The sequence below is a fragment of the Streptomyces sp. NBC_01717 genome (assembly GCF_036248255.1).
Taxonomy (GTDB): Bacteria; Actinomycetota; Actinomycetes; order Streptomycetales; family Streptomycetaceae; genus Streptomyces.
In genome coordinates, this window is record NZ_CP109178.1 from 2448558 (window position 1) to 2464859 (window position 16302).

Below are 16302 nucleotides of genomic sequence, written 5' to 3' on the forward strand. Positions count from 1 at the left end.
ACCGGGGGCGGGACGTGCACGCCACCTCCCGCCCCCGGGTTCCACCCGCGCCTCCAGGACCCGCCCCTTGACTGATCTCTCCGTCGCCCCGGTCACGGTGAAGTTCCCGCACCGGTCCCGCCGCGGCATCCTCCTCGGCCTCTCCCTACCCCAACTCATCCTCGTTTCCTGCACGTTGGCGGTGCTTCTGATGACGGTGGTCTCCACCGGACTGCTCGGCGCCGTCGCCCTGGCGCCGCTGTGGGCCACTTCCGGTGCCCTCGTCGCGATCCGCCGTCACGGCCGCTCCCTCATCGACTGGGCACCGATCGTCACCCGCTACGCACACCGCCGCCGTACAGGCCAGACCCTCTGGCTCGCCCGGCCCGTCACCCGGCCCCGGCAGGACGGCGTCCTCCACCTGCCCGGCACCACCGCCTCCCTCAAGGTGGTCACCCCCGGCGACTCCGCCAACCAGGCTGCGGCCGTCCACGACCCGCACCAGCAGACCCTGACCGCCATCGCCCGCGTCAGCAGCCGCGCCTTCGCCCTCCTCGACCCCGCCACCCAGAACCACAACGTGAGCAGTTGGGGACGCGCGCTCGCAGGCATCGCCCGTACCGGTCATATCGCCACCGTGCAGGTGCTGGAGCGCACCGTCCCCGACAGCGGCGACACCCTCACCCGCCACTGGACCCAGAACGGGCAGCCCCAGACCCCCGTCGCCGGACAGATCTACTCCGAACTGGTCTCCTCGGCCGGCCCCGCCGCAGCCCCGCACGAGACCTACCTCGCCATCTCCCTCGGCCTCAAAGCCGCCCGGCGCCTGATCAACCAGGCCGGCGGAGGCTTGCCCGGGGCGTTCACCGTCATGGAGCAGACCACCGCCTCCATCGCCCAGGCCGCCCGCAACGCCGGACTCCAGGTCACCGGGTGGCTGACCTCGCGGGAGATCGCCGCTGTCATCCGCACTGCCTACGACCCCAAGGCCCTCGCGGCCCTCCAGCAGTGGTCCGAGAGCGGCCGCGCCGAGGCCGACCCCGCAGCCGCCGGGCCCGTCGTCCAGTTCGAGGAGTACGACCGCCTCGCCACCGACAGCGCACGGCATGCGACGTACTGGGTGGAGAACTGGCCGCGCACCGAAATGGGAGCCGGGTTCCTGCACGGGATCATGTTCACGGCCGGAGTGCGGCGCAGCCTCTCCCTTATATACGTGCCGCAGGGGCTCGAGTCCGCGCTGCGGGACGTCCAGAGGAAGAAAGCGGCGATCATCGCCGACGCCAACGAACGGGCCCGCCGGGGGCAGGTCGACAGCGAGGAAGACTCCGTCGAGTACGCCGACGTCAAGCAGCGTGAGCGCCAGCTCATCGCCGGGCACGCGGACGTGGCCCTCACCGGCCTGGTCACCGTCACCGCCGAGACCGACGCCCTCCTGGACGCCGCCTGCGCACAGATCGAGACCCACGCCGTCACTTCCGGCGTCGATCTCCGACGGCTCAACTACCAGCAGCCAGACGCCTTCGCCCTCACCGCGCTCCCGCTCGCCCGGACCGCCCTGTGAGCCGGGCCCGTCCCCGCCGGTCAGCACTGTGGCGCCCGCTGCTCTTCGACCATCCGTCACCACCCCTGCCTCCCGGCAGGAAGGACCACCACCTTTGACCTCTCCCACGCGTCCGGACGACGGGCACCCCTACCTCCGCGCCGCGAGCGCCGGGGTCCGCCACCACACCCGGGCCCTATCGCCGTCGGCCGCGAACCCGCCCCGGCCGGCGGACCGGCTGCACCTTGACGTGCTGCACGCCCACCTCACCGCCCTGCACCAGCTCTTGGACCGGCTCGCCGAAAGCACTCGGCCTCCGCACCCCGCCGCCGGCCGCCACCTCGCCACCGCGCACACCCGCCTCTGGCAGGCCACCAGCGAGGTCCACTCCGCCTTCCACCTGCTACCCAACAACACAGCAGCAGAAGCCGAGTCGAGCGCATGCCATCCAGAGCGGCTGCCCGAGGGACCGCCCGTGCTCACGATCTGTCAGCGCCACCTCGCCGCCGGACACGTCATCCGCCGCAAGACCACCCCCACCGACCTCCGCCCGCACACCACGGCCTGCGTGCGATGAGCACCACCCGCAGAAACGAGGGCCACCGATGAGCCACCGGCCCGCCCGTCGCGCACGCCGCGCGTCCGCCAGCCCGCTCTTCACCCCCCACGGCACCGACCGCGCCAGCCGCAAGGCCGCCCGTCGCCAGCTCGCCGAGGCCACCGCAAAAGCCCGCGCGGAAGCCAGCGCCCACCAGCCCGAGAGCACATCCGCCGAGCACGAGATGCCCACCGCGCTCTACCCACCGAGCGGACGTCCCGGACCCGCCTCCGCGCGCAACAACCGGCTGAAGCTGCCCGCCCACCGCATGACGACGGCCGTCGCCGCCGGCGCATACCCCTTCCTGGCCGAAGGCGGACTCGGCGCCGAGGGCATCTACATCGGGCGCGACGTCCACGCGGAAGCGTCCTTCGTCTTCGATCCGTTCGCCCTATACGGCAAGGTCGAGGGATTCACCAACCCGAACCTCTTGCTCGCCGGGGTGATCGGCCAGGGCAAGAGCGCGCTCGCCAAGAGCTTCGCGCTGCGTTCGGTGGCCTTCGGATACCGCGTCTACGTGCCGTGTGACCCGAAGGGCGAGTGGACGCCGGTGGCGGAAGCCCTCGGCGGCCGGTCCGTCGCTCTCGGCCCCGGACTGCCCGGACGGCTGAACCCCCTGGACGCGGCCCCGCGCCCGGAGGGCGTCTCCGAGGCCGACTGGGTCGGCGAGATCCGCAAACGGCGCCTGCTCCTGCTCGGCTCCCTGGCCCGGACAGTCCTGGGCCGGGACCTGATGCCCATGGAGCACACCGCCCTGGACGTCGCCCTGGACGCCGTCGTCACCCGCGCCGTCGACACCGGCCGCACCCCCCTGCTCGGCGATGTCGCCGCCACCCTCAACAGCCCGAGTGCGCTCGACGAGGCCGCCGGGATGATGTCGGGCCAGCTTGGCGACGCCGCACGCGACCTGGCCCACGCGATGCGCCGCCTCGTCCACGGTGACCTGGCCGGCATGTTCGACGCCCCCTCCACCGTCGCCTTCGACCCGACCGCGCCGATGCTCACCATCGACCTCTCCCGGCTCGGCGGCTCCGGCGACGACACCGCCCTCGTCCTGGCGATGACCTGCGCCTCTGCCTGGATGGAATCCGCCCTCTCCGATCCGTCCGGCGGCCGGCGCTGGATCGTGTACGACGAGGCGTGGCGGTTGATGCGGCACGTCGGCCTACTGCAGCGCATGCAAGCCCAGTGGAAGCTCTCCCGCGGTCTCGGCATCGCCAACCTGATGGTGATCCACCGGCTCAGCGACTTGCTCACCGCCGGCGACGCCGGATCACAGGGCCGCGCTCTGGCCGAGGGCCTCCTCGCCGACTGCAGCACCCGAATCATCTATCGCCAGGAGACCGACCAACTCCAAGCCGCGGGCTCCCTGCTCGGCCTGACCTCCGTGGAGATGGACGCCATCGCTCACCTCAACCGAGGGCGTGGCCTGTGGAAAGTCGCCGGACGATCTTTCATCGTGCAGCACCTCCTGCACAGCCACGAACTGGCGCTCTTCGACACCGACGCCCGCATGCACTGAAAAAGCAAGAGGCCCGTGAAACCCGACATCCAACGCGAACTGATACCGCGCGACGACACTGTCCACCTTATCGGCGCGCTCAACGCGACGAAGGACAAACTACTCGATGCCGCCCAGCAGTGGTAGCTGCTGGACGAGAGTGGGCACGTCCCGGCCGCCCCCTCCACACCGCGCTGCTCCAGCATGCCGCCGACGCGCAGGACCTCTCCCGCGACGTCCTCCGGCTGACTGCTGACTTCGCCCGGAGCCCGCACAGCACGACCCGCGCCGGCAGTGCCGTCCTCGCCCATCTCGCCACGGCGGCCACCATGTCGAGCCACGCAGCACCGCACTTCACCGAGACCGCGGAGGGCGCCCTGTCCCTGCCACGGTCCTCCAACCCGACCGACCGGCACTACCTCAAGAACCGCATGGTCATCGATCACGCCTCGGCGCGAGCGTTCCTGCGGCGCACGTCGGAATCGCTCCGCGACGCGGCCAAGGAACTCGACGACCACCTCGGCTTCCACCGCTTCCTCTCGACGCTCACCCCTCGGGAAAGCCCTGCGCTTCCACCGCCCCGGCCGAGCGGTCGCCACCGCTAGCCCGCCTCGAATCACCGGCATCACCACCTCAAGGAGTCCCCTGAACCGCCCCGCTCATTTCAGCGACGCCGACTGGGCCGAGTACCAGCAGTGCCAGGCCGAGCACGATGACCTCATGGCGCAGGTCGCCGAACGCGAAGCCCAGATGGAACACGACCTGATCGCCTCCTACGACGGGTACGAATTCGACTTCAGCCCGGCCCCGGAGCCCAGCCCCGCCCACCGGACACCACCGCCGCACCGCACGCCCGCCTCCCGCAGGAGGAGCCGTGGGCGCTGACGACGAAAACACCCTTGCCAGCGACCGCACGGGCCCGCTCGCGCCGCTTCCCGACCATCGCAATGCGGCCACCCCGTGGTGGCAGGAGCTCTGGCGCCGCCACGCGCACATCACCACGCCACTGCGGCAGCGTGGGCTGGAGTGCGACATCGAGTTCGGCCTCAGCGCGTACATCGTGCGCGTATCGCTCCCCGACGACAGCTACTTGATCATCAGTCCGCCGCAGGAGCCCCCCTCCGACCGCCCGCCAGGAAGCCCGGAGGGCTGGATAGCGACCCGTGAACACCCGGACGACCAGGCGCTGTTCGAGGTCGTCTACGACTCGGCTTCATCCGCCGACCCTGGCGCCCCCCAACGGCCCGAGGCTCGCCACGGCGGCAGCGTCCAGCCCCTGATCGAGACGATCGACCATCGCCTTGCCCAGCTCGGGCTGCTGCCGAATCCCGTTGCATCGGCCGGAGGCCGGAGCGCGCTCCCAGCTACGCCGACGCTCCACGCGCCCGAAGTCCCGGACGTCCCCGACCCCGCCGGCCGCGCCTCCGTCTACGTCTACGGCGACGCGCTCCGCGCTCTGACTGACCGGCTCAACGGAGCCGAGTCGCATGCGGAGGCCGCTGCCTTCCTGCACCAGATCTTGGAGCCCAGCGACGGCCTGCTGGCACAGCTCGGGGAGTTCTTCGAAGCGGCCGGGGAGAAGGCCAAGGAAGCCGAGGAGGACGACGGCTTCGACTTGTCCTACGACCTCGCCGACGCCGCCGCCGAGATCCGCAACCTCGGCGAGGTGCTGCACGTGGCCGAGGACCGGATGCGGGCACTGACCCCGCTCATGCCGGCCCCGCGGCTCACGTCCACCCCGGGGCGTCCGCCGTCCCTTCCCCCGCGAGCCCTCCCGGCGGCACAGCCGCGGCACACGCGCTGACGCCGGACCACCGTCTCCTTCCAGGAACACATGACCTCACACCGCACCGCCCTGTCCGCCTTCGCTGCCGGTCTGGCCGCCCGTCTGCCCGGCACCTGGACCAGCAAGTACCAGCGCCACGCGCAGTACGCGGACCAGTTCCCCCGCACCGACGAACTCTGGGACACCGGCCACGTCGACTACATCGTCAGCCAGTACGTCCTCACCCACGACGCCGTGCTCCACGGGCCCGCCGACCAGCGGCTGTACGTCACCGACCGGCCCCGCTACCCGCACCAGTTCGTCGTCGCCCCGCTCGCCCCCGACGGCCCGCACATCAAGCCCCACCACTTCGCCGCAGTCGAGGAACCCAACGGCATCGCCGTTCCCAAGGACCCCGCGCGGGCGGCGGGACAAGTCACCCGACGGGTGCTGAGCCGCTACGAACCGAACAGGCCCTGCAAGCGGTGCTCGACAACGCGGCGGCCCAGCCCGACCCCCCGCACCGGCCCGGCCCGGCACAGGTCGACCAGGTCCTCACCCTGACCCTGTACAGCGACGGAGCCCTCGGCGCGCCGTACGAGAGCGTGCCGGTCGATGCCCGCATGACGCTGTACGCCCACGGATTCCAGTACCACCCGCACCAAGCAGCGTTCCTCCTGCCCACCGCCTACGGGGACAGCGGTCGCGCCCTGCGCGTCCACAGCGTGGTTCAACAGCTCACAGCCAAGGGCATCGGCGTGAACCTGCGCCACTCGGCGCCCACCACCAGCGCCGCCCTTCCGCCAGCGTCACCGAAGGCCACACCCTCGGCCGGCCGTACGCGCTGACTCACTCCCCGCCTGCAGATCCTTGGAGCCTTCATCCGCATCGCCCGACGCACCCTGCCGCTGTTCGCCAGCGCAGCCTGCCTCACCCTGGCACTCACCGGCTGCACCACCGACCACGGCACCTCCGACGCCAAGCCGGCTCCCGGCGCCAGCACCGCCCCGAAGCCGACGGCCGCCCTCAGCGCCGCCCTTGCCCGCGACGTCATCACCCACTACTCGAAGATCAACAACGAGGCCAACGCCGACCGGAACCGCGCCCTGCTCGACACGGTCGAGGACGGCCCGCTGTACGCGATGTCCGTCTCGGACTACACCGAGACCGAAGGACTTCCCGCAGCGGACCGCAAGCCGTACAAGCCGTGGTCCTACGACTCCGCGAACGCCAAGCTGTACATCCCGCGCCTGGTCGGCGGGCAGGACCGCTGGTTCGCCGCCGCGCTCTCGGACCAGAAGGGCAAGGCCCCCTCGCGTGTGGGCGTGTTCGCCGAACAGCCCCAGCACAAGCGCTGGGAGCTGGTGTCCGTCGTCGACCTCGACGGCCAGAAACTGCCCGACATCGCCCTCGACCGGGACGGGTACGCGACGGCCGTCGCCGCCGACGGCAACAAGCAGCTGGCAGCCGGCGCCGACCTGCTGCGCACAGGCGTGCTCGACAACTTCGCCACCGGAGGCGCGAACAGCGGGACGAAGGTCTTCGCGCCGACCAAGGCGAGCAAGCAGCAGATCGAGGTCCACGACAAGACCGGCACCCGCTACGGGAACCAGGGCACCACCGTCTTCGCCAGCGCCGCCAACCGCTACAAGGACGCCTACGCCCTCAAGACCACCGATGGCGGCGCGTTGATCCTCTTCTCCCGCACGCACACCCAGACCGACGCCGTCGCGCACTCCGGCCTGCAAATCAACCCCGGCAAGGACGACCGAGCGTGGCTCCACGATGTGCCCCGCACCTCCATCACGTACACGTTCGTATGCAACGACGCCGCCACCGTCCCCGCGAAGGCCGAGCCGTCCCGGCTGATCGGCTACACCTGCGCCCGCACCGACGCCTCCGGCCCTCCGGTCGCCTCCTGGTCGGACCGCGCTTAGACGCGTCCCCTCCCACGCGGCACACACCACCTTGATGGCCGTCGAACGTCCCCAGCCCCTTACCCGATGCGGAGAAGTCCCTGTCCACACGTTCCTTCATCGCCCGCCCCACCGGCACGGGGTACAGCGGCATCCACGTCCAGCTCGACGGCGTGCCCAGCCACCACCTGCCCCTGCTCCTGGCCGCCTACCAGCACAAGTTCGGGCGCGACGTGGAGGCCATGTCCCGTCACCTCATCGACGACGTCGCCGTCGGCTGGGACGAGCTGGGCACCGACCTCCTCGACGGCGCACCGCCCACGCTCGTGGCCGAGCTGACCGGCGGCGAGCACTGCCCCAGCCGCACGCTCGACCACTTGATCACCCCGGACGGCTCCCCGCCGGTACGTATGACAGTCACCGACGAGACCGCCGACGCGCAGGACATCCAGTGGGGCTACGTCCTGCACCAGCAGGGCATCGAGGTGATCAGCCTCCTGCACGAGGACATCGGCCCGCTTGTCGACTGGGACATCGACCCGCGCACCGCCTTCAACGACCACCCGGCAGCGTGGTCCTCCCTCGACCCCGCGCCGGCCATCCGGGCATCGCGCAGCACGCCGCTCCCGAGCGCTCCCGCCGCATCCCCGGCGAAGGCCGGCGCCCCGCGCCCCGCCACGCGCCGCTAGTTTCCCCTCGTCTTCCCGGAGCCTTCCCTGCCCCCGCACACCACGCCCCTGATCACCGTCGTCATCGCCAGCCGCCTGCGCGAAGACCGGCTCGACTACCTGACCGCCATGCACGCCAGCCTCACCCGGCAGTCCGTGGGTTGGGAGGCCATAATCGCGCTCGACGGTGCTTCACCCGATCGTCTGCCTGCCCCGCTCGCGCAGGACCCCCGCGTCCGCACCCTTGCGCTGCCCCGCCCGGTCGGCGCCGCCTGCGCCAGGAATCTGGCCCTCGCCCACGTTCGAACCCGGTATACGAACTGGGCGGACGACGATGACGAGTTCACCGACGACGCCATGTCCGTACGGCTGAACACCCTGGAATCGACCGGGGTCGGCTGGTGTGCGGGATGGAGCGAGGACCAGTACCCCGACGGCTCGACCACCTTGTGGCGCTGCCCCACCCCGCCCGGCCGCCACGAGGCCGGCGATGTGTGGACCTACTGGAAGTCCCCGGCGGACACCATCCCCATCGGGCCGACCACGATCCTCGCCCGCACCGACCTCGTACGCGCCGCACCGATGGGCGGCCTCGTCCAGGGCGAGGACTACTGCGCGGCCCTCGGCGTGACCACTCTCGCGCCCGGAATCCTGCTGCCGGTCCCCGTGTACAGATACCGCAAATGGGGCGGGCAGATGACAGCCCAGGTCGGCTACGACCAGCTGGAGGCGGCAGCCCGGGAGCATGCCTGGCAGTACGGCCGCAGCCTGCGCGCCGTCCTGCGCCGCAGCGAGGACCTGGTCCATGGCTGAGGCGCAGATGATGCTGTCGCACAGCCGGGATTCGGGCATCGTCGTCATCGCCACGGGCGAGCAGTACCCGTGGGCGCACACCGCCCTCGCGGAGAGCGGCTTTCGGCGGGACGACGACGGCGTCTACCACCTGCCCGCGGACGGCAACCAGACCACCGTGGTCGACTTGGTCAAGTGCGCGAAACGGCACCGCACCAGCGTGCACACAAGCAGCCAGCGCTTCATCGGCGACGCCGCCCGCGACCTCGCGCGCCACCTGCCCGGCCAGTGGAACACGTCGGTCGAGATCTACTCCCACCCCGCCTGGCAGGAAGACCTCGTGCCTTGGATCTGGGACAGCGGCGAACTCGGCCGCGCCCTCCAGAGCGAGCGGATCCCCTACGCCGCCACGCTCACCGACACGGTGAACGGCACCACGCTGCTGTTCGTCGAACGCCCTGGCCGCCAACTCGACTATCTAGTCGGCACCTTCGCCCCCGAAGGGCTCGAAGAGGGCTACGGCGATCCGCACGCACCGCGCAGCATCGTCCTGCCGCCGTTCGCCGGACGGGCGGCCCAGGCCGTCGCCGACCGGTACCTCCCCTCCTACGAGCAGGCCGTCCACGCCCGCCGGACCTCGGCCAGCGCCGCCGTACTCGGGGGCATCCGCTCCGAACACGACACCTGGCAGGCCATGGTCGCCTCCGGCCGCTACAGCGACGCCACCCCGCTGAGCGCCGCCGCCCTCGGCGCCGCGACCGAGGAATTCCTCGACCACTCCTGGCGCCGCTTCCTCACCGTCGTCGACCACGCCCCGACGCTGATCGACCGGTGCCGTCCCGCCAGCAGCCCGTGGCCCGACGACGCCGCGACGCTCTCCCGCCTGGCCGACGCCATCACCGATACCGAGACCCTGCTCCACGAGGTGGTCCACGGCGGTCCTATGCCGTCGCAGGAACGCAACGCCCGCGCGTGGCCGGCCATCGAGACCTGGCTCACCGACGGCGAGATCTTCCTTCGCCAGGCCCGCGTGAGCGCACCCCACCGCCGCCCCGCCCTCCCCGTCTCCGCGCCAGCACGCCCCCTTACCGCAGCCCGTCCCATGCACCGCAGCCACTAACCGCTCCACCCCGACAACGTGAGGAGAACCTCGCCCCCTTGCAACCCGGCACCCACTTCGCCTTCGGCGACCACGAGGAACACGGCTTCGTCGCCTCCTTCACCTCCTCCCTGCCCGCGCACCTCGCCCACTGGTACCTGGAGCGCGAGCAGTTCGAGCCCGTCCCCGATCAACCCGGGCTGTACCGGCTCAGCGAGCCCGAGCGGGACGGTCCCCGCCGGACCCGTCAGGCCGTCCACGATCTTCGCCGCCAGGGCTTCACTGTGCAGGCCGACATTCGCCTCGACCCGGCTAATTCCGCCAGCCCACCACGCCCGGTCCGGGCGAACGGACTCCGGGAGCGCCGCAGCCGTCTCGCCGAGGCCGCCGCCGGCCGAACGACTCAGCGTCGCGCCACACCGCCCACCACCTCCCTGCCGTCGGCCCGGCCGATCCCACCGAAGCCCACCTACGCACCGACCGTCCACCTGACGGCCTCGGGCGGCGGGCGGTCCCGATGACGCCCGCAAGCAACCCGGACCCCGACGGCCCTCTGCCGGTGGCACCCGAACTCCCCAACGCTGCACGCGATTTCCGGCTGCGGATGGCGGTCATCGACCGCGAGACCGAGACCGCGCTCGACATGACACGCGACCGCTACGGCCGCATCGTCCACGCAAGCGCCGCGGCAGCGGCTCGAGCCCAGCGCGACAAGGCTGCGGTGGAGGCGTACACCACGCACCTCGCCCCGCACGCCGACGCTCTGCTCGATGCCGCCCGCCGTGCGCTCGACGAGCTGCCGCCTGCCCGGCACCTGGCCGGGTGGCGGGCCGTGCTGGACGGCCTGGCCGCCTCCGCCACCGAGATCCGCCCGGCCCTCGACCGGCCGGCCGCCCCCGGCTCCCAGGCCGAACGCGCGCAGCACTCGGCCCTGTGGCCGCACCTCACCGCATGGGCGGATCACAGCTTCATCGCCAGCAACCTCGCCGACCAGAGCGATGGCCAGCACCACAAGGCTCCGCTGACCGAAGAGGAACAGCGGATGTGGACCGAGCGAGCTCAGGCTGCGCAGAGGCGAGGCGAGCTGGAGCTGACCGAGTCGTGGTACGCCGCCGGCGGGCAGCCGATCACCCTCGCCCACCTGGTCGAAGACGACGACTCGACGCTGGTCGCGCTGCGAGGAGACCCAGACGCACCGGGCTGGCAGGTGATCGGGCACTACGCCCACGAATACGAGGCAGGGCAGTCACTACCCGCCCCGGTCCCGCCCGGCGTTCTGCGCGCCGATGTCTCGGGGTTCAACCGGTCCGAGCCCGCCCCCGAGATCTCGCTGCAGGAACTCACCCGCGACGTCGTCGAGGCCCAGCACGCCGGTGACGCGTCCAACGCGCTCCTCAGTGCAACCCAGCGCGGATACGACGCAGGGCCGATGGTCCGTCTCCAAGAACTCCTGGAAACGAGCAGCCAGTTCGCCAGCGCGCTGGAGACCGTGCAGGGCCGCCAGATCGCCGCCCGCCTCTCGGCGCTCGGCCGGCAGATTGAGTTCCTCACCCGCGAAGTCGAAGAAGCGGCCGAGGACCTTGGCGCGACCGTCGCCGTCCTGCCGCCGCACCGCACCCCCGTGCTGCGCGTCCGCCAGCGCCCTGCCGTGGACACCACACCACCCACACCGCCGCCCCGCGCCAGCACGCCCGCCCGCCACCGCTAAGCACCGAGAAAGCACCCGTTGTCCCTGACCGCACCCCCGGCCCCGGCACCGCGCATCACCTACGGCGCGGTGCTGGGCAGCCCGTACGTCGCCCGCCTCCTCGGCGGCACCCTCACCGGCCGACTCCCCAATGGCATGGCGCCCGTCGCCATCCTGCTATGGGCCACCGCGAGCGGCAGCAGTATCGCCTTCGGCGGGCTGCTCAGCGCCCTGTACGGGCTGTCGTCCGCGCTGGCCCAGCCGGTCAAGGGACGCCTCATGGACCGCCACGGCCAGAGCGCGGTGCACCTTCCGGCCGCCCTACTCAACTCGGCCCTCCTGGTGGCCCTGCCACTGTCCGGACCGTACGGCGGACCGGGCCTCGCCACGGCCATCGTCGTCGCCGGCGGTCTGACCACGCCTCCGCTGGAGGCCGGGCTGCGGGCGCTGTGGCCGAGCGTGTTGCCCGACCCCCGGCTGCGGCACGCCGCGCTCGCGCTCGACACCGGCACGCAGGGCCTGCTGTACATCGTCGGCCCCCTGCTCGTGGCCGCGCTCGCCTCCGCGTACAACCCCGCCATCGCGCTCGCCGTCACCGCCGCCCTCGGCCTGGCCGGCACCGCCGCGGTCGCCCTCGCGCCGCCATCGCGGCGCTGGCGGCCCGAACGGTTCGAGGGCCAGGACGCTGCCCATTCACAGCAGTTGGCCTCTCCCGCCGTGTTGCTGCTGTTCGTCTCCCTCACCGGCATCGGGTTCGCGATCGGAGCCATGAACGTGTGGTCCATCGCCATGGCCGAGCACCACCACCAGGACATGCTCTCGGGCATCATCCCTGCCGCGTTCTCCACCGGCAGCTTCCTCGGCGGCCTCATCTACGGAAGCCGCACCTGGTCGGGCACCACCACCAGGCGCCTGATCATCGCCGCAGCCGCGTTCCTGGCCGGGTGGCTCCCGCTCCTTGCCCTTCCGGGCCCGTATGCGGCCATCGCCGCGGTCACCGTGCCCGGTGCGTTCCTAACCATCGTCGTCGCCTGCGCCTACATCACCACCGACGCCCTCACTCCGGCGGGCCGTACCAGCGAGGCGTACGCGTGGCTGATCCTCGCGATCGGCGCCGGGCAGTCCGCCGGCACCGCCCTCGCCGGACGCCTCGCCGAGCAGCCTCTCGCCAGCGCTGCGCTCCCCGCCGCCGGCGCGGCCTTCGCTCTCACCGTCCTTCTCGCCGCGCGCCGACGTCTCGGCCCCACCGGACACATGCAGCGTGGCCGGCATCGCCGCCCGCTCCGATGCCGGCACAAGACGCCCTGATCAGGGCGCAACCCCCCTACTTTCCAACCCTTTTGAGGAGATCCATTTATGGCCGTCCGTACGCAGTGGACCGTAGAGCACGCCTGCTCCCACCAGGTGGTTCATGACCTGTCCAACCGTCCTGCCGACAAGCGGGCCGGATTCGCCCGCTGGCTCGCAGGCCGGGACTGCACCGACTGCTGGAAGGCGGCACGCGACGCCGATACCGAGTCCAAGGAGGAGTGGCTCGCGGCCAAGCGCGCCGCCGAACAGGAGGCGGCCGTCGCGTGGGCGAAGCAGTTCGACATGCCGCAGTTGGAAGGCCCGGCCAAGGCCCTGGACTGGGGCGAGCGCTCCCGCCACCAGCTGATGACGGCCGCGCACACCGCGCTGGTCGTGGAGGGGGCCTGGGACGAGGCGGACTGGGCGGAGCTGGAAGAGAAGGCCCGCGCCATCACCCGCGCCGGGTGGTGGATCGACCAGCGCGACACAGAGGGCACTGACCTGCTCGAACTCCTCGACGCAGCCACCGAGGCGGACCGCGGGACGGAGAACCCGTTCCGCTGATCGCGGCGGAACATAGCCGGGAAACGCCGGTTAGCCAAACCGGCGTTCCTCCGGACCATTGTTCCTCCCACCCCGCCACCGATTGCGTGGAAGGAACCGAACCGCATGTCCCAGCCCCCGCCCACCTCGGCCTTCGCGCCGACACCGGACCCGCTCACCCCCGACCGGGACATCACGCACCAGCACTTCCAGGCCGGTGACACTGTCGTCGTCCTCAAGGGGGTGGCTAGCGGTGAACTGTGGGGAGACGCGATGCGCGTCGTCGCCCCGTCCTGGCACACCCCGACCGACGAGGACGGATGGCGGCTGCGGGATGCGACCGGCGGAGCCCAGTCCTACGTCACCGGCCATCCCCGCTACCTCGTGCACCTCTCGCGCCGCTGCCCGGACTGCCTGATCTACCTGCGCGCCATGGAGGACGCACTCCTGCCGCGGTACGCCGGTCGCAACGAGCTGATCGACTGCGGCTGGTACACCACCACCGCCCTCAACCAACTCGTGCACATAGCCGACATCCGGGGCGGCCGATGATTCCCCGCCTCCAGGAGCGGACCCACACCGCGCACGACCCGCTCGCCGAAGCGCTGGGGCGGCCGGTCTCGCCGAACGAGGGCCTGACGGAGTACACGGTCGTCGCCCACTGGCCGGGCCTGGATTACTTCACCCTGGACGACGAGCAGAAGAACTGGACCGCCGTCGAATGGGCCGAGCACCTCGAAGACCCCTATCTGGAGCATCCGTTCGCAGCCAGCCCGGATGATGACCGGCGGGCGATCCTCCACCTCGACGTCCGGCTTCACCCGGACGACCGGGAGCTGACCGGCCCCGAGTGGGCCGAATCCGCCCACCGGCTCGCCCGGGCCGCCGGCATCGAGATTCCCGGCAAGGAGCACGGCTGCCGGTGGATCGCCGTTCAGGCCCAGTCCGGACGCCTCGATTTGATCGCCAACCTGATCCACCTCGACGGCGCGTGGCACGCCCCGCCCACGGACATCCTGCGGCGCCTGTCGGACGAGGCACGCCGCATCGAGCAGGACCTCCACCTGATCCCCGTCCGCACCGGCACCACGGCGCGACCCGCCATCCGCACGGCACCCACGGCATCGGCCCAGCTCGCGAGCCTCCTTACGCAGCTCGCCGACGAGCAGGCCGGCCCGCTGGCCACGGTCCGCGGACTCGTCGAGCACACCGCGCACCGGATCGCCCGTCAACCGGGAGCCGCCAGCACCGATGCGGCGCACCGCCTGGAGCTGATCGCCCGCCGCCTCCACGCCATCCAGCAGGACCTGGACAGCACCGCCGCGCGCCTGGTCCAGCCCCGGGTCGCCGCCGTACCGCCCGCCACCCGGCACACCGCCCACCGATCGCCGTAGGAGAAACGTCTCGTTGCCCCGTACCGACCGCTTCCTGGACATCCGCCGCGATCCGCACTCCGAGGAACTCCTCGCCCGCGGCGGGGACTCCGAGGCGCACAGCGTCCTGCAGCGCGCGGGTTTCATCGCTGTCGTCCGCGTCCACGAGACCTACCACCGCGCCCCCACCGGCCTCACCGAGGAAGACGAGTCCCGTCTCGCCACCGACGCAGTCGCCCGCCTCCGGGTCGCCGGGTATCACGTCGACTGCGAAGAGGACTTCGACACTGGCTCCCGTCCGGCCAGTCACCTGCCGCTGGGCTCCTCCGTCGCCCATATCGCCGAGCGGATCCGCGAGGCCACCACCACGGATGAGGCGGCCGACGCCCTGATCGAGCTGACTGCCGCCCACGACGGCATCCTCGCCGCGCTGGACGAAGTGCTCACCGCCACCGCCGACTTCCACGACGGGCTCGGCCAGGCGGCCGACCCTTACATCGCACGGCGGTTGCGCTACCTCGCCGACGAGCACCTTCGCGTCATCCGCACCGACCTCGCCGACACCCGCAACACGCTCGCCGACCGGCACGCCCCCCACCCCGGCCGCAGCACCTGCAGCGGGGAGGTCCCCGCCACCGAACGCGAGCGCTCCGCCGTGTGCGCCTGCCCGCCCTCGCCGCGCACGCTCCCGGCTCCGCCGCCCCCGGTGGCCGCCGGACTGCGTCGCTGACTCCCACCTCGCCCAAGGACACCATGCACGACCACGACACCTCCGAGCGCCTTGCCTCGTACGCCGACGTCCTCGCCGGCAAACTCCCCGACAGCTGGTCCAGCTCCCACCTGCCGGCCGACGCCAAGGACGATCTCGCCGAACTCTCCGACCGCATCTGGGATCTGGACCTGGTCGCCGCCTCCCTCGCCGAGCACCCGCTCCAGCACGCCGCCGTCCTGAGCCGCCCGGACGGCGCCCAGCTCGTCGTCCTTCACCGGCATGACGAGCGCGACGGATTCCTCATCGCCGCCGTCGCCCCCCGCGCCCTGCCCGACGAGGCGTACCGCGCCGTCCCCGAGCCCAACGGCATCGCCCTGGCGGACGACCCGTTCCTGAGCGCCGAGCAGGTCGCCAGCGACCTGCTCGCCCGCTACGACAGCGCCCTCGCCCAGGCCCGGCACAACGCCCTGGGCGGCATCCAGCCCTCCCAGCCGGACCGGGTCGTCCTGACCTGGCAGCCGGACGGCAGCGTCGCCACCGCCCCCGTCGACGACCGCGCCGGCGCCGTCCTCGTGGCCAACGGCTTCGTCCAGGACCCGCAGAGCGGCATCTACCGCCTCAACGGCGACGACACCAAGGCGCAGGCGCGCGCCCTGCGCGAGATCGGCCCGCGGCTCGACCGGCTCGGCATCGGCACCGCCCTGCAGCACCCCGCAGGCCGGACCGCACCCACCTCCACCCCAGCTTCCATGCCGCCGGCCCCGGCCGGCACCCGCACGCCGGGCACCAGGGCTCGATGAAGCAGACGGAGCCCGACATCTGGGTGCTGGAGTGCGTCA

General features: G+C 71.8%; 20 protein-coding genes. All 20 read left to right on the forward strand.

Annotated features, from left to right (window positions below):
• The first annotated feature begins 67 nt into the window (after positions 1-67).
• Positions 68-1540 (forward strand): SCO6880 family protein, encoded by a 1473-nt coding sequence (locus tag OHB49_RS11185; RefSeq protein WP_329159908.1) that lies wholly within the window; start codon positions 68-70, stop codon positions 1538-1540.
• A gap of 94 nt (positions 1541-1634) precedes the next feature.
• Complete coding sequence (locus OHB49_RS11190; RefSeq protein WP_329159910.1) at positions 1635-2096, forward strand: DUF6238 family protein; 462 nt, start codon at positions 1635-1637, stop codon at positions 2094-2096.
• 28 nt (positions 2097-2124) lie between these two features.
• Entirely contained in the window at positions 2125-3639 is a 1515-nt protein-coding gene (locus OHB49_RS11195) for a VirB4 family type IV secretion system protein (protein WP_329159911.1), read from the forward strand.
• A 119-nt stretch (positions 3640-3758) separates the two neighbouring features.
• Entirely contained in the window at positions 3759-4223 is a 465-nt protein-coding gene (locus OHB49_RS11200; RefSeq protein WP_329159913.1) for a hypothetical protein, read from the forward strand.
• A 115-nt stretch (positions 4224-4338) separates the two neighbouring features.
• Positions 4339-4503, forward strand: a complete 165-nt coding sequence (locus tag OHB49_RS11205; protein ID WP_329159915.1) for a hypothetical protein — start codon at positions 4339-4341, stop codon at positions 4501-4503.
• Positions 4493-5422 carry a hypothetical protein gene (locus tag OHB49_RS11210; protein WP_329159917.1) on the forward strand — a complete coding sequence of 310 codons (930 nt, stop codon included), beginning with the start codon at positions 4493-4495 and terminating at the stop codon, positions 5420-5422. The genes OHB49_RS11205 and OHB49_RS11210 overlap by 11 nt, the downstream gene beginning before the upstream one ends.
• Positions 5423-5452: 30 nt before the next feature.
• Positions 5453-5947 carry a hypothetical protein gene (locus OHB49_RS11215; protein ID WP_329159919.1) on the forward strand — a complete coding sequence of 165 codons (495 nt, stop codon included), beginning with the start codon at positions 5453-5455 and terminating at the stop codon, positions 5945-5947.
• Positions 5948-6006: 59 nt separating this feature from the next.
• Positions 6007-6231, forward strand: coding sequence for a hypothetical protein (locus OHB49_RS11220; RefSeq protein ID WP_328919855.1), 225 nt, complete (start codon positions 6007-6009; stop codon positions 6229-6231).
• Positions 6232-6525: 294 nt separating this feature from the next.
• Positions 6526-7320, forward strand: coding sequence for a hypothetical protein (locus OHB49_RS11225; protein ID WP_329159920.1), 795 nt, complete (start codon positions 6526-6528; stop codon positions 7318-7320).
• A 152-nt stretch (positions 7321-7472) separates the two neighbouring features.
• The gene (locus tag OHB49_RS11230) at positions 7473-7988 is read left to right on the forward strand and encodes a hypothetical protein (RefSeq protein ID WP_329159921.1); all 516 of its coding nucleotides are present in this window, start codon (positions 7473-7475) and stop codon (positions 7986-7988) included.
• 48 nt (positions 7989-8036) lie between these two features.
• Complete coding sequence (locus OHB49_RS11235; protein ID WP_329166445.1) at positions 8037-8780, forward strand: glycosyltransferase family 2 protein; 744 nt, start codon at positions 8037-8039, stop codon at positions 8778-8780.
• A complete protein-coding gene (locus OHB49_RS11240; RefSeq protein ID WP_329159922.1) occupies positions 8773-9879 on the forward strand; it encodes a hypothetical protein in 1107 nt (368 codons plus the stop codon). The genes OHB49_RS11235 and OHB49_RS11240 overlap by 8 nt, the downstream gene beginning before the upstream one ends.
• Positions 9880-9917: 38 nt before the next feature.
• Complete coding sequence (locus OHB49_RS11245; protein WP_329159924.1) at positions 9918-10379, forward strand: hypothetical protein; 462 nt, start codon at positions 9918-9920, stop codon at positions 10377-10379.
• Entirely contained in the window at positions 10376-11566 is a 1191-nt protein-coding gene (locus tag OHB49_RS11250; protein WP_329159926.1) for a hypothetical protein, read from the forward strand. Before OHB49_RS11245 ends, OHB49_RS11250 begins: the two co-directional genes overlap by 4 nt.
• Positions 11567-11584: 18 nt before the next feature.
• Positions 11585-12853, forward strand: a complete 1269-nt coding sequence (locus OHB49_RS11255; RefSeq protein ID WP_329159928.1) for an MFS transporter — start codon at positions 11585-11587, stop codon at positions 12851-12853.
• 48 nt (positions 12854-12901) lie between these two features.
• Positions 12902-13399, forward strand: coding sequence for a hypothetical protein (locus tag OHB49_RS11260; protein ID WP_329159930.1), 498 nt, complete (start codon positions 12902-12904; stop codon positions 13397-13399).
• 105 nt (positions 13400-13504) lie between these two features.
• A complete protein-coding gene (locus OHB49_RS11265) occupies positions 13505-13930 on the forward strand; it encodes a hypothetical protein (protein WP_329159931.1) in 426 nt (141 codons plus the stop codon).
• Positions 13927-14772, forward strand: coding sequence for a relaxase/mobilization nuclease (locus tag OHB49_RS11270; RefSeq protein ID WP_329159933.1), 846 nt, complete (start codon positions 13927-13929; stop codon positions 14770-14772). The genes OHB49_RS11265 and OHB49_RS11270 overlap by 4 nt, the downstream gene beginning before the upstream one ends.
• 13 nt (positions 14773-14785) lie before the next feature.
• Positions 14786-15481: a hypothetical protein gene (locus OHB49_RS11275; protein WP_329159935.1), complete on the forward strand. Its 696-nt coding sequence runs from the start codon at positions 14786-14788 to the stop codon at positions 15479-15481.
• Positions 15482-15504: 23 nt separating this feature from the next.
• Positions 15505-16263 (forward strand): hypothetical protein, encoded by a 759-nt coding sequence (locus tag OHB49_RS11280; RefSeq protein WP_329159937.1) that lies wholly within the window; start codon positions 15505-15507, stop codon positions 16261-16263.
• Positions 16264-16302 lie beyond the last annotated feature (39 nt).

Coding starts and splice junctions, on each gene's coding strand:
- OHB49_RS11240 (WP_329159922.1), top strand. CDS start 8,773: ATGGCTGAGGCGCAGATGATGCTGTCGCACAGCCGGGATTCGGGCATC.
- OHB49_RS11260 (WP_329159930.1), top strand. CDS start 12,902: ATGGCCGTCCGTACGCAGTGGACCGTAGAGCACGCCTGCTCCCACCAG.
- OHB49_RS11220 (WP_328919855.1), top strand. CDS start 6,007: ATGACGCTGTACGCCCACGGATTCCAGTACCACCCGCACCAAGCAGCG.
- OHB49_RS11280 (WP_329159937.1), top strand. CDS start 15,505: ATGCACGACCACGACACCTCCGAGCGCCTTGCCTCGTACGCCGACGTC.
- OHB49_RS11265 (WP_329159931.1), top strand. CDS start 13,505: ATGTCCCAGCCCCCGCCCACCTCGGCCTTCGCGCCGACACCGGACCCG.
- OHB49_RS11215 (WP_329159919.1), top strand. CDS start 5,453: ATGACCTCACACCGCACCGCCCTGTCCGCCTTCGCTGCCGGTCTGGCC.
- OHB49_RS11195 (WP_329159911.1), top strand. CDS start 2,125: ATGAGCCACCGGCCCGCCCGTCGCGCACGCCGCGCGTCCGCCAGCCCG.
- OHB49_RS11250 (WP_329159926.1), top strand. CDS start 10,376: ATGACGCCCGCAAGCAACCCGGACCCCGACGGCCCTCTGCCGGTGGCA.
- OHB49_RS11205 (WP_329159915.1), top strand. CDS start 4,339: ATGGCGCAGGTCGCCGAACGCGAAGCCCAGATGGAACACGACCTGATC.
- OHB49_RS11270 (WP_329159933.1), top strand. CDS start 13,927: ATGATTCCCCGCCTCCAGGAGCGGACCCACACCGCGCACGACCCGCTC.
- OHB49_RS11225 (WP_329159920.1), top strand. CDS start 6,526: ATGTCCGTCTCGGACTACACCGAGACCGAAGGACTTCCCGCAGCGGAC.